Genomic DNA, 14,948 nt, shown 5'->3' with positions numbered 1-14,948 from the left:
ACTTTATTTTATAAATACTGATAAACCAATTAAATTAACCGTTGAAGAAGGTTTTAAAAATCTAATAGGATTTTATAAAATAAAGCCTATTTTTTATGGTATTTATCATTTTCAAAGTAAACAGGAACCTAATGAATGCTAAATTAAGACAGAAAAAATTTCTAATCACATTTTTAGGCATTATTTTATTGAGTTTATTTTCATGTAAACAAGAAGTAACAAAAGAGAAAGCAAAAAATTTAACAGTCTCAGAAGGTTTTAAAAACCCAGTAGGCTTTTACAACCCAAAACCAACTTTTTCTTGGCAACTACCAGTCTCAGAAAACATAGAATCACAATCAGCTTATCAAATTGTAGTAGCATCTTCTAAAGATTTATTACCAAATAATGCTGATTTATGGGATTCAAAAAAACAAAAAACTTCGCACTCAACTTTTATAAAGTATCAAGGAGCGCAATTACAATCGCGTCAAAAAGTATTTTGGCAAGTACGTTATTGGAATCAAGATAAGAATGCTTCTTTATGGAGTGATGTCAATCATTTTGAATTAGGCTTATTAAAAAACTCAGATTGGAAAGCAAAATGGACAGGTTTAGATACTGCAAAAGATAGTATCAAAGGAGTTCGTAAGTTTTTAATGCACAGACCACAATATTTACGAAAAGGTTTTGAGTTAAATTCTGAGGTTGAAAAAGCTAGATTATACATCACCTCAAAAGGTGTTTTTGATGTGCATTTAAACGGAAAAGACGTTAGCGAAGATATATTAACACCTGGTTGGACGCCTTACAATCATCGCATTGAAACCTTAACGTATGATGTAACAGACTTGTTGGTTTCAGGTAAAAATGCAATTGCAGTAGAACTGGCTTCTGGATGGCATTCAGGTAGAATAAGCAGAGGAAAAGCAGTTTACAAAAATTTTGCCTCGCCAAAAGTTTTATGTCAATTAGAAATTACCTTAAAAGATGGTTCTAAAAAAACAATTATTTCTGATGAAACTTGGAAAGGAACCACAAATGGTCCAATAAGACTAGCAAGTTTGTATGATGGTGAAGTATATGATGCCAATCTAGAAATTCCAAATTGGAATACAGCAACTTTTGAAGATTCATCTTGGCAAAATACAGCAATAGAACCAATAGCAGATAGCGTAAAATTAGAACCAAAACGTCACACAACAGTAAAACAAATGGCTGTTTTAGAGGATGTAACAATTGTATCAACTACAAAATCTTCTGCAATATTCGATTTAAAACAAAACATGGTAGGTGTACCAAAAGTAAGTGTTCCTATGAAAAAAGGAGATACCTTAACCATCCGTTTTTCTGAAATGTTACTGTCTGATAATACGTTTTACACTAAAAACTATCGTTCAGCAAAATCAACCGATTATTATATTGCAGCAAAAGACGGCGTTATAGAATACACACCAAAATTTACATTCCACGGATTTCAATTTGTAGAATTATCAGGTTTTGATGCTTCAGTGAAACCAAGCGTAAGTTGGGTAAAAGGAGTTGTACATCATTCAAATTTTGATAAAAACGGAACATTTACATCTTCGCACGATAAATTAAATCAACTACAAAGCAACATTACTTGGGGTTTAAGAGATAATTTGCTAGACATTCCAACAGACTGTCCACAACGTGATGAACGTTTAGGATGGACAGGAGATGCACAAGTTATTTCGCCAACAGCTATGTACAATTTTAAGATGCACGCCTTTTGGACAGCTTGGTTGCAAAGTATGCGAGAAACACAATCTGAGCACGACAATGGTTTGGTGCCTTTTATCATACCAGATGTACTTCAAAATAACAGAGCAAGTTCTGGTTGGGGAGATGCCTGCGTTATTATTCCTTGGGATATTTATAATACTACAGGAGATAAAAGAGTGTTGGAAGAAAATTTTGAAATGGCTAAAAAATGGGTAGGATATTACCAATCTAAATCAAATAATTACATACCAACCATACATTCTTTTAGAGATTGGTTGCAACCATATCCAACAAAAGGTGGTAAAATGGGAAATAGAGGTGATACACCATGCAGTTTTGTAAATACCGCTTATTTTGCACATTCAGCACATTTGGTCTCTAAAATTGCAGGTGTTTTAGGTTATGTTGATGATGAAAAAAAATATAAAAATTTATATAAAGAAATTGCTTTAGCTTTTGAAAACAAGTTTTTTGATAAGAACGGAAAATATCAAAATAAAAAGCAAACGCAAACCAGTTATTTACTCGCGATATATTTTGACTTGCTAAAACCAGAAACCAAAGTAAAAGCCCAAAAACATTTGCTAGAAACTATTAAAAATGCAGATAATCATTTAGGAACTGGATTTTTAGGAACTCCAATTTTACCCAAAGTTTTAGATGATATGGGCGAGATCGAGTTGATGTATACAATCTTGTTTAAAGAAACCTATCCTTCTTGGTTTTACTCTATAAATCAAGGAGCAACCACAATGTGGGAACGTTGGAATAGCTTTAGTAAAGAAGGTGGTTACAATCCACAAAGTATGAATAGCTTAAACCATTATGCCTATGGTGCTGTTGGCCAATGGATGTACGAACGTATTGCAGGATTATCTGCTTTAGAACCAGGTTACAAGAAAATTAAAATTGCTCCAATACCTAATCAACCATTAACTTCTGCTGAAGCAAGTGTAAACACACCTTATGGAAAAGCATCTTCTTCTTGGAAAATTGAAAATGATGTATTTTACTTAGAAGCAACGATTCCTCCAAATACAACTGCAGAAATTCATTTTCCAGAGATATTAAAAAGCAAAAAACAAGAGATAAAAACAGTAAGTGCAGGTACTTATCAATTTCAAATTAAATTAGAATCTAATGAATAATACATCTCAACAAAAAGCATTTTTAATCACACTTTTATGTGTTGTTTTTTTTAGTGTAACCTCTTGTGATCAAAAAGAAACTTTAGAAAAAGCAAATGATTTAACCATTTCAGAAGGATTTCAAAATCCTTTAGGTTTTTATGATGCAACACCAACATTTTCCTGGAAATTACCTGCCTTAAAAAATAATAAAAGCCAGTTTGCATATCAAATTGTGGTAGCAAGTAACCCAGAATTATTACCCAATAATGCAGATTTATGGGATTCTAAAAAACAAGAAAGTGAGCAATCTGTTTGGGTAAAATACCACGGAAAGGAATTAGAATCTCGTCAAAAAGTATATTGGCAAGTAAAATATTGGAATCAAGATAAAGAAGCTTCTTTTTGGAGTGATATCAATCATTTTGAATTAGGCTTATTAAACAATTCTGATTGGAAAGCAAAGTGGATTGGTTTAGATACCAAAAAAGAAAAAGTTATAGGTACTCAAAAAAATATTCTTCATAGACCACAATATTTACGTAAAGATTTTGAACTTTCTAATAATGTAGCATCTGCAAGGTTATACATTACAGCAAAAGGTGTTTTTGATGTTGCTGTTAATGGAGAGGATGTTAGTAATGATGTAATGCCTCCAGGATATACACCTTATAAAAAACGTATAGAAACCATTACTTACAATGTTACCAATTTAATAGAATCTGGACAAAATACCATTGGTGTAGAATTGGCTGCAGGATGGCATTCTGGACGTTTAGGTTGGATGAAAAAATACTGGCTAGATACTGAAACGCCTAAAATGATTTGTCAATTAGAATTGACAATGAAAGATGGTTCAAAAGAAGTGGTAATTTCTGATGATAGTTGGAAAGGAACCACAAATGGGCCCATACGTTTGGCAAGTATTTATGATGGAGAAACTTATGATGCTAATTTAGAGATGCCAAATTGGACAACCAATAATTTTAATGATAAGAATTGGGAATCCGTAAATGCATTTTCTATTACTAATGATATTCGTTTAGAACCCAAAAGGCATACCACAGTAAAAACAAAAATTCAGCTTCCTACAAAGCAAATAATAGAAAAAGATGGAGCAGTTATTTTTGATTTAGAACAGAATATGGTAGGTGTTCCATTGATAAAAGTACCAATGAAAAAAGGACAAATACTAAAAATTAGATTTGCAGAAATGTTATCTCCTGATGGTTCTTTTTATACTGAAAATTATCGTTCTGCTTTGTCTACAAATTATTATACAGCTAATGAAGATGGGATTATAGAATATGAACCAAAATTTACATTTCACGGATTTAGATATGTGGAATTAAGTGGATTTGATACCTCAAAAAAACCATCTAAAGATTGGGTAACAGGTTTGGTACAATATTCAGATTTTGATAAAAATGGAACATTTACATCTTCAAATGAAAAATTAAATCAACTACAAAGTAATATTGTTTGGGGTTTACGAGGTAATTTCTTTGATATTCCTACAGATTGTCCACAACGTGATGAACGAATGGGTTGGACAGGAGATGCACAAGTGTTTGGACCAACGTCTATCTTTAATGCAAATGTGTATAAATTTTGGGCAAGCTGGATGCAAAGTGTACGAGAATCTCAGTTTGATGATGGAGGAATTCCTTGGGTAGTGCCAGATGTTTTGTTTAATAATAAAGTAAGTGCAGGTTGGGGAGACGTTTGTACTATTATCCCTTGGAAGATCTACCTAAGAACAGGAGATAAAAGAATCCTAGAAGAAAATTTTGAAATGATGAAAGGTTGGGTTGCTTATCATGAAAAAAACACCAAAAAAGGAATCTCTAAAATGGGTTTTTTTGGAGATTGGTTACAACCTTATCCAGAAAATGGGAATAATAAAGGAGATACTAAACAAAGTGTAATTGGAACTGCATTTTTTGCACACTCAGCAAAACTAACTGCAAAAACCGCAAAAATTTTGGGAAAAGAAAAGGAATATCAAAAATATGAGAACCTTTTTAAAGAAGTATCAAAAAAGTTTGCAAATCATTTTTTTGATGAAAATGGAAAAGTAAAAAATGCAACGGAAACACAAACAACCTATTTGTTGGCGTTGGCATTCGATATGTTACCAGAACAAAAACAAAAAGGGGCAAAAGAACAATTATTAAAAAAGATTGAAGAAGCAGATAATCATTTAAGAACAGGTTTTTTAGGAACTCCATTATTATCAGAAGTATTAGATGAAACAGGAGAAATAGGTTTGATGTATAAATTATTGTTTAACGAAACTTATCCATCTTGGTTTTACTCGATAAACCAAGGAGCTACAACTATTTGGGAACGTTGGAATAGTTATAGCAAAGCAGAAGGTTTTAATCCGCAAAATATGAACAGTTTAAATCATTATGCTTACGGAGCTATTGGAGAGTGGATGTACGAGCGTATTGCAGGTATAGCTCCCTTAGAGGCTGGTTATAAAATGATTAAAATTGCGCCAGTTCCAAAATCTCCATTAACATCGGCATCAGCAAATTTAGATACACCTTATGGGAAAGTTTCATCATCTTGGGAAATAAAAGGAGATAAGTTACAATTACAAATTGTTGTTCCTCCAAATACAAAAGCAAAAGTTACAGTGCCAGGAACATTAGAATCTTTTGAAGAATCTAATGATGTAAAAATAATAAGCGATTATAAAGTTAATTCTGAGTTAATCGTAAAACCTGGTACCTATACATTTAATTCTAAACTATAATATAATGAAAGTCATATTATTTAAAACCGTTTTTTCTATTTCAATCATTCTCATTTTAGCGGGATGTAAAAATCAAAATAAAGGAACATCTAAAAAGAATGAAAATGATAAGCAACAAGTTTTAAAGGAAACTAGTTATAATAATCCAGTAATTCGTCATATTAGAACCGCAGACCCATCTGCCCACATTTGGAATGATGGTAAAGTATGGATGTATACTTCTCGAGATGCAGAAGATGCAGTAAATTACAACTCAATGGATGGGTATCGTGCTTTTTCATCAACAGATATGGTTAATTGGACCGATCATGGAGAAGTATTCCATTCTAGAGATATTTCATGGGGAGTTCCTGGTTGGATGTGGGCACCAACTGCCATTTATAAAAATGGCAAGTATTATTTATTGTATCCTCATTCTGTAAAAGGCAATAAAGACGATATGCGATGTGGGGTTGCAGTGAGTGATGTTCCAGAAGGGCCTTTTAAATATGTAGGTTGGATAGAAGGAGTTGAAGGACAATGGTTAGATCCTTGCGTTTTTAAAGATGATGATGGTAAAACGTATTTATATTGGGGTGTTAGAGAACCTAAAGTAGCGTTGCTAAAAGATAATCTTTTAGAATTAGCAGAAAAACCAAGAACTATAGATTATGGGTATAAAAACTTTTTTGAAGCTAGTTACATGCACAAACGAAACGGAATCTACTATTTCTCTTACAATGCGGGTTTAGGCGGGTTTTATGCAATGGGTAACAATCCTTATGGACCATTTGAATACAAAGGCGGGTTGAATCCAAAGCAAAGACAAGATCATCACTCTATTATCAATTATAAAGGTCAAAATTATTTCTTTTATCATTGGCAAGGATGGAATGAGGGATCTAAATTTAGAAGAAATACTGCTATTGAATATTTGTACTATAATGAAGATTGTACAATACAAGAAATTTACGCCACCAAAGAAGGGGTTTCTAAAATTAATCAATAATCAAATAAGCAATCAATTTAAAAATGAAAATCAAAATATTTTCTACGGTAATTTTAATCATTGCAACTACTTTATTCAGTTGTAAAAAAGCAGCAAAATCAGAACAAAAAGTAGAAAAAAAACCAAACATAGTCTATATCCTTACAGATCAATGGAGAGGTTCTGCTTTAGGATATGCTGGTAATCCAGATGTAAAAACACCAAATTTAGATGCTTTTGCAAAAGAATCTGTAAATTTTACAAATACAGTTTCTGTTACACCAGTTTGTACTCCACATCGTGCAGCATTATTTACAGGAAAATTTCCAACAACTACAGGAATGTTTTTAAATGACTTGCACATGCCTGCAGAAGAAGTAACCATGGCAGAAATATTTAAAAAAGAAGGGTATAACACTGCTTATTGGGGTAAATGGCATTTAGATGGCCATGGTCGTTCAACCTATATCCCAAAAGAAAGAAGACAAGGTTTTGATTTTTGGAAAGCGTTAGAATGTTCTCATAATTATACAAAAATGCCTTATTATGATAACGAAAATACCACATTAAAACACTGGAAAAAGTACTCGCCATTTGCAATTACAGAAGATGCAAATCAATATTTAGAAAAGCATTCTAAAGATGAGAATCCATTTTTAGCCTTAATTTCTATTGCTACACCACATTATCCTCATGGTTCTGCCCCAAAGAAGTATAAAGATATGTATCCGCCAGAATCGTTGACATTGAATCCTAATATTTCGGATAAATTTAAAGAAAGAGCTCGTAAAGAATTACAGGGGTATTATGCACACGCAACTGCAACAGATAAAGCTATTGGGAATGTTATTAATAAAATAAAAGAATTGGGTTTATTAGAAAACACCATTATTGTTTTTTCTGCAGATCATGGAGAAATGATGGGGGCACATGGCGTAAAACCTTTTGTAAAACAATTGGCTTGGGACGAATCTGTTAGAGTTCCTTTCTTAATTAGATACCCAAAAATTAAAGGTAATAAAGGGAAAGTTGTAAATGCGCCTTTAACAACGCCAGATATTTTGCCATCTTTATTGGGGTTAACAAATATTGATATTCCAAAAGATATTGAAGGAGAAAATTTAGCAGCATTAATCCAAAATCCTGACCCAAATGCAGATAGAGCAGCTTTGGTAATGAATGTTGCTCCTTTTGGAGCTAATTATAAAGATCAACCCTACAGAGGAATTAGAACGAAGCAATACACTTATGCAGTTACTCCAAAAGGGCCAAGTATGTTTTATGACAATGATAAAGACCCTTACCAACAAAATAATTTATTAGGGAAACCAGAATTTGAAGGAATTCAAAAAGATTTAGATGATAAATTACAGCAACAACTTCAAAAAATTGGAGATGAGGTGAGACCAAGAGCGTATTATATGGAGAAATGGGGTTATAAATTTGACGATAGCAGAAGAGCTATTAATTGGTGGGACTGGAAAGAAGGAACAGGTACAGTACAATCACCAAAAAAACTTTAAAATAAATATTTAAAATGAAAAAATTACTTATATTATTTTGCATTACTTTTTTTGTTTCAAACACTTTTTCTCAAGAAGAAAAACCGAATGTTTTAGTTTTTTATGTTGATGATTTACGAGCAGAATTAGGTTGTTATGGCAGTGAAACAGCCATCACCCCAAACATCGATAAATTAGCAGCAGATGGCGTACAATTTAACAAAGCATATGTGCAACAAGCCATTTGTGCACCTTCTAGAATGAGTACCTTAACAGGTTTGCGTCCAGAAACATTGGGTATCTATAGTATTTTTACACCACTTAGAAAAGTGCATAAAAAGGTAGTTTCTATGCCTCAATTATTTAAAAAAAATGGTTACAAAACGGTTAGTATTGGTAAAGTATATCACCATAGTGTTGATGATAAACAGTATTGGACTTATCATTTTAAAAAAGAAGCTAATAGCTATGTAAAATCAGAAAACATTGCATTAATGAAGCGTTTAAAAGCAGAAGGGGTAAAACCATTAAAAGGACCCGCTTACGAAGATGCCGATGTTGAAGATGAGGCTTATAAAGATGGACGAGTGTCTAAATATGCAATTGAAACTTTGAACAAAATTAAAGATGATAAATTTTTAATGTTTGTAGGGTTAAGTAAACCACATTTACCTTTTAATGCCCCAAAAAAATACTGGGATTTGCATGATAAAAGTAAATTTAAAATTCCTTCAAGAACAAAACCAGAAGGAATGTATCGTTTGGCATTAAGTTCTTGGGGCGAGTTAAAAGGATATTATGGAATACCTAAAAAAGGAGATTTAGATGATGAATTAACACGAACTTTAATTCATGGTTATCATGCTTCAGTTAGTTTTATAGATGCACAAGTGGGTAAGATAATGCAAACTTTAGAAGAATTGGATTTAAGAAAAAACACCATGGTTATTTTTATGAGTGATCATGGGTACAAAATTGGCGAATATGGTGCTTGGTGTAAACATTCTAATGTAGAAATAGATGTAAGAGTTCCTTTAATTATTAGTAGAGAAACCAATTATAAGAAAAGAAAAACTGGTAAAACATCAGATGCTTTGGTAGAAAATGTAGATATTTTTCCAACTTTAGTTGATTTTTGTGGATTAAAAGGACCAAAATCTGATGGGAAAAGTATACTTCCTGTTATAAATAAACCAAATAAAAATTGGGATAAAATAGCTACCAGTGTTTATGCCAGAGGAAAGAAAATTATGGGAGTTACAGCTACTGACGGAAAATGGCGATATACAGAGTGGAGAAATTCGGTAACCAATGAAATTTTACAAGCAGAATTATATGAACATAAAAATAGTTTATTGTCTTTTGTAAACCTTTCTGGAAATAAAAAATATAAGAAAACTGAAGTAAGAATGAAAATGCTTTTAGAAAAACAGTTCCCTAGAGATACCCCTTTTTTACAAAATGATAAACCTAGAAAATAAATAATTGGTTTTAAATTATCAATATAGCATACAAAAGTGTTAAAAAACTTTAAGTTACCCTATTTCAGATTTTTTATTATTCAATCCATTCTAAATTTACCTCAATTAAAAGGTACGTAACATGGTAGACTTAATTAAATTAGATACTGAATCGGTTGTTCCAAAATATTTACAAATTATTAACTCAATAATTACTAATATTTCAGAGGGAAATATAAAAGTTGGCGATAAAATTCCGTCGATCAATAAATTGAGTCAGAAAACATATCTATCAAGAGATACAGTTGAAAGGGCATATAGTATTTTAAAAAAACGTAAAGTTTTAGTTTCTGTTCATGGAAAAGGAACATATATAGCTCAAAACCAACTAATCTCTAAGATAAATATTTTGTTTTTGGTAAATAAATTGAGTCCTTTTAAAATGAAAATTTACAATTCATTTTCTAACGAAATGGGTGCTGATTGTCATGTAGATCTTCATAGTTATCACTGTGATGAAACATTATTTGTAGAGTTAATGGAAAAATATGAGTCTTCTTATGACTATTATGTAATAATGCCGCATTTTAGAACCAAAAACCTAGCCCATATAAGTACAACAGAAAAAGTAACTAAAATAATTAATAAGATACCAAAAGACGATTTAATTATTTTGGATAATAAAGATCATGCCATTGAAGGTAATTTTATTGAAGTCTATCAAGATTATGAAAATGATATTGTTACTGCTTTAGAAAAAGGAATAGAAAGTATCTCTAAATACAATAAGTTAACTATTGTGTATCCTAAGAACTCATTTTATCCTTATCATAAGGACATACTAAAGGGTTTTCAAAAATACTGTAACCAAAATAATTTTAAATTTGAAATTTTAGAAGAGGTAACTAATGAAACTAAATTAGAAGATAAAACCGTATTTATTACTATTGAAGAAAGTGATTTAGTAAATATAGTAAATAAGGTGAAAAGCAGTAATTATAGCTTAGGAACTGATATTGGAGTAATTTCCTACAATGACACTCCATTAAAACAATTGTTAGGTATTACAGTTTTATCTACAGACTTTGATAATATGGGGCAACAAGCCGCAAATATGATTATCAATAATAAAAAAGAAAAAGTTAAAGTACCCTTTAACCTCATAGAAAGAGAATCTATTTAATATAGTATTTGAACTTTATTTAAAAGAAAGTCTTTACGAAAGACTTTGTTTTATTTTTAGAATAAGATGTTATTTTAAAATCTATTTTTTAACTTCGAAAAAAATAATTCTTTTATAAAAGTTCAATTAGGTTTAATTAATGAAGTTGAAGTTTCTTTTACTAGTACTCTTTTACTCAACTTGTATATTATCGCAAACAAGTGATTTTAACTTTAGGGATATAAATATTTCTGATGGTTTATCAAACAATAACGTATCTTCTATAGTACAAGATAAACTAGGGCAAATGTGGTTTGCAACCAGTAATGGATTGAATAAATTTAACGGAAAAGAGTTTACTGTTTATAGAAACATCCCTGGAAATTCAAATAGTATTAGTAGTAGTGAAACTTTAAATCTTCTAGAAGATAAAGAAGGAAATTTATGGATAGGAACTTTTAATGGACTAAATAGATATAATCCTAAAACAAATACGTTTAAAAGGTTTTACAAACGACCAACTGTAAAATATTCTTTAAGTAGTAGTTTGATAAAATGTAGTTTAGAAATACCAGGTGGAAATATTTGGTTCGGTACAGAAAATGGAGTTTCTATTTATGAAAAAAATAAAGATAGATTTATAAGGTTTTTACAACGCAACCCTAAAGTTGGCTTTAGATCTATTAATAGTATGGTTACTGATCATAAAAACAATGTATGGTTAGCTACAAATAAAGGGATTGTAGAGGTAGATAGACAGGGGAAGTTTAAAATTAGAGAATACAGCTTAACTACATCAAAAACTAATTTTATAGTAAATAATGTATTAGAAATAACACCAGGCGTTATTGGTGTTGCCTCTAGGTATCATGGGTTTTTACACTTTAATACAGTTACTAAAAAATTTAGTCGTCCAAAGGGAATAGATATTCCAGAAAATATAGATGTCAGAGATGTTGAAATAGATAATGATAAAAATACTTGGTTAGCTACAACCAATGGTCTGTACTTTATAACACCTTCTAAAAAAGTTACATATATAAAAGAAGACCGTTTAAATAGCAATAATACTATCCAAAATTTTATAAAAACCATTTACAAAGATAAAAATGGAGTAATGTGGTTAGGAACTGAAAATGGTGGCGTATATACTTGGGATAAATCATATCAAAACTTTTTACATAATAAAAATTATAATTTATATAACAATATCACAAATAGTATAATAGCAGGTAGAGACTCTAAGATTTATTTTGCTACTGAGGGAGGTGTAATAAATGCATTAGACAATCAAGGTAAGGTTGTAAAGTTTTTTGAAATTAAAAGTTTAGAAAAAAATATAAACCAACCAATTAAGTCATTATGTTATCAAAAACCAAACTTGTTATTTATAGGAACCTTAAGTAAAGGTTTGTTAGTTTATGATCTGAATACAAAAAAGATTCGAAATGATGTTATAACAGATGAACTCAATAATCAGATTGGTACCTCAAATATTTATGATATAAAAAAAGATTCAAAAGGAAGTTTATATATAGCTACTTTTGGGAAAGGTCTTATTAAGTTTAATCAAAAAACAAAAAGAATTCGTGTCTTTGGTAAAAGTAAATTAGCTACCAAAATTGTTAAAACAATTTATATTGATAAAGATGATAATTTAATTGTTGGAGGTCTTGGAGGTATTACAGCATTAACTTTTAATAAAGTAGGCAAAGTTAGCCATAAAAACTATTTTAAGAACAAACCCTTTAAAACGTTTAATATAAATGCTGTTTATAAAGATAAACAAGGAGTGGTTTGGGCTGGAACCAATACACGAGGTTTGTATAAATTAGAACAAAATTATTTTAGAAAAGTACGTATTTCTAAAAAAAATAGGTTTTCTACAGTATACTCAATTTTAGGGGGTGATAAAGGAATTTTATGGTTAAGTACAGATAAAGGCATTGTAAAGTACAATACAATAAAAAAAACTAGTATTGTTTATGATCAAAAGGAAGTTTTTTCAAACAATGATTTTAGGCAAAATTCTAGTTTAAAAATTGGTGACCAAATCTATTTTGGAGACCTTCAAGGATTTACTTCATTTAATCCTAGAAAAATTATAAAAAAAACAGAAGTAGCAAAAGTCGTTTTGGCAGAACTTAAAATTAAAAACGAAATTGTACCCATAACTAATATTGATGGTATTTTATCTAAAAGTTTAAATGATATAGATGTATTAAAGTTAGATTATAATAACGCTAATTTTTCTATAAGTTATGCATTGCCAAATTATATCAATTCAAAAGAAAACAGATACGCCTATCGTTTAAAAGGTTTAGATGATACTTGGACCTTCACCAAACAAACAGAAGCTTTTTTTACACTTCAAAACGCAGGTAAATATACTTTTCAAGTTAAGGCAGCTAATCATGATAATGTTTGGACAAAAAAAGCGACAAATCTTAGCATTATTATCAACCCTGATCCATATAAAACTTGGTGGGCTTATGTAATATATTTTGCTTTAATTTTTGGTTTTTTATTTGGCCTTTCTTGGATTCTGCAATCTAAAAAAAGATTAAAAGATAAGTTAGAGTTAGAACTCATTTCTAATCAAAAAAATGAAGAATTAAACAAAGCAAAGCTTCAGTTTTTTACCAATATTTCGCACGAATTTAGAACGCCTTTAACTTTAATTATTGGCCCTCTTCAAAATATTTTAAATAATTATACAGGCTCTAGAGAGACCTTTAAAAAATTAAGGATTATAGAAAGTAGTACAAATCATTTATTACGATTGATAAATAGATTAATGGACTTTAGAAAGTTAGAAAGTAATCAGCTTCAGTTACAAGCTGCAGAAGGTAACATTGTAAACTATTTACAAGAAATTTTCTTGTCTTTTACAGAACATGCCAAAGATGGAGATTACAATTACCAATTTTTACCATCAGAAGAAGAAATTTTAGTTTATTATGATAGATATAAACTAGAACGAGTTTTCTATAATTTAATTTCAAACGCCTTTAGATATACAGAAAAAGGAGGAACTGTTTTAGTAAAAATAAAAATAAAAAAAGAAAAAGAACAAGTTATTATTGAAGTTGAAGATTCAGGAGTAGGAATCTCAGAGGAGTTTTTAGACAAAATATTCGATCGTTTTTTCGAAGTTGCTGTTCATAAGCAAAAAGAAAAAAATCATGTAAAAGGAACTGGTATTGGGCTTTCTATAGCTAAAAATATTGTAAAACTTCATCATGGAGAAATCTCTGTAGAAAACATAAAACCAAAAGGATCAAAGTTTACAGTAACTTTAAAATTGGGTAATAATCATCTTTCTGAAAAAGAAATTATTAAAAATTTTAAAACAAGTGACGATTTATCCCAGTATGTAACTCAAATAGATCTTCCAAAAGATGAAACCAAAGATCTTGAAGGTTTAATTTTGCAAGAAAAAAAATACACTATTCTTATTGTTGAAGATAATGTAGTGTTGCGATCTTTTATGAAAGAAATTTTAAAAGAAAAGTACAATGTTTTAAATGCTAAAAATGGAAAAGAAGCTTTAAATCTTGCAATTAAATATTTGCCAGATTTAATTATTAGCGATGTTGTTATGCCAGAAATGGTGGGTACAGAATTATGCTCAAAAATAAAAACTACAATAGCAACTAGCCATATACCTGTAATACTATTAACCTCAAGGTCGTCTTTAATTTACAAGTTTGAAGGTCTAGAAAGTGGTGCTGATGATTATATTACAAAGCCTTTTAATTTAAAAGAATTCAAACTGAAAATTAAAAACATTTTAGATTCTAAACAAAGTTTAAAAAACAAATTTATTTCAGACACCAGTTTAGCGTCTTTAGATGTTTCTTTAACCTCTTTAGATCAAAAATTATTAGAAAAAGCCTTTCAAATTGTTAAAGAAAATATTGCCAATCAAGAGTTTAATATTACTCAATTTTCAGAAGACTTAGGGGTTAGTCGTTCTATGTTATTTACAAAGATAAAAGCTTGGGCAAATGCAACTCCAAACGAATTTATTCAAGAAATTCGTTTAAAACATGCTGCCAAACTTATAGAACTAAATAAATTAAATATTTCAGAAGTTAGTTATAAAGTTGGTTTTAAAAGACCAAAATATTTTAGCCAATGTTTTAAGAAAAAGTATAACCTTACACCTTCAGAATATTCAGAAAAGTTCTACAAAAATGATATTTAAAAGAATAGTTTTTTGGCCCATAACACTACAG

7 protein-coding genes are annotated in these 14,948 nt (G+C 30.2%); all 7 read left to right on the top strand.

What is annotated here, in order from left to right; all coding sequences use genetic code 11:
• Positions 1-131: 131 nt before the first annotated feature.
• On the top strand, positions 132-2,873 hold the full coding sequence (locus Q0662_RS00240; RefSeq protein ID WP_298945862.1) for a family 78 glycoside hydrolase catalytic domain: 2,742 nt from the start codon (positions 132-134) through the stop codon (positions 2,871-2,873).
• Positions 2,866-5,616 carry a family 78 glycoside hydrolase catalytic domain gene (locus Q0662_RS00235; protein WP_298945859.1) on the top strand — a complete coding sequence of 917 codons (2,751 nt, stop codon included), beginning with the start codon at positions 2,866-2,868 and terminating at the stop codon, positions 5,614-5,616. Before Q0662_RS00240 ends, Q0662_RS00235 begins: the two co-directional genes overlap by 8 nt.
• Positions 5,617-5,620: 4 nt before the next feature.
• The gene (locus tag Q0662_RS00230; protein WP_298945857.1) at positions 5,621-6,604 is read left to right on the top strand and encodes a family 43 glycosylhydrolase; all 984 of its coding nucleotides are present in this window, start codon (positions 5,621-5,623) and stop codon (positions 6,602-6,604) included.
• 23 nt (positions 6,605-6,627) lie between these two features.
• On the top strand, positions 6,628-8,106 hold the full coding sequence (locus Q0662_RS00225) for a sulfatase (protein WP_298945855.1): 1,479 nt from the start codon (positions 6,628-6,630) through the stop codon (positions 8,104-8,106).
• 14 nt (positions 8,107-8,120) lie between these two features.
• Positions 8,121-9,566: a sulfatase gene (locus Q0662_RS00220; protein WP_298945853.1), complete on the top strand. Its 1,446-nt coding sequence runs from the start codon at positions 8,121-8,123 to the stop codon at positions 9,564-9,566.
• 121 nt (positions 9,567-9,687) lie between these two features.
• The gene (locus Q0662_RS00215) at positions 9,688-10,728 is read left to right on the top strand and encodes a GntR family transcriptional regulator (RefSeq protein WP_298945851.1); all 1,041 of its coding nucleotides are present in this window, start codon (positions 9,688-9,690) and stop codon (positions 10,726-10,728) included.
• A gap of 139 nt (positions 10,729-10,867) precedes the next feature.
• Positions 10,868-14,917, top strand: coding sequence for a two-component regulator propeller domain-containing protein (locus tag Q0662_RS00210; protein WP_298945849.1), 4,050 nt, complete (start codon positions 10,868-10,870; stop codon positions 14,915-14,917).
• Positions 14,918-14,948 lie beyond the last annotated feature (31 nt).

The organism is uncultured Polaribacter sp. (assembly GCF_947503855.1).
Classification (GTDB): Bacteria; Bacteroidota; Bacteroidia; order Flavobacteriales; family Flavobacteriaceae; genus Polaribacter.
The sequence above is the reverse complement of the archived record's forward strand: the minus strand, read 5'-3'. Positions and strand labels throughout refer to the sequence as shown.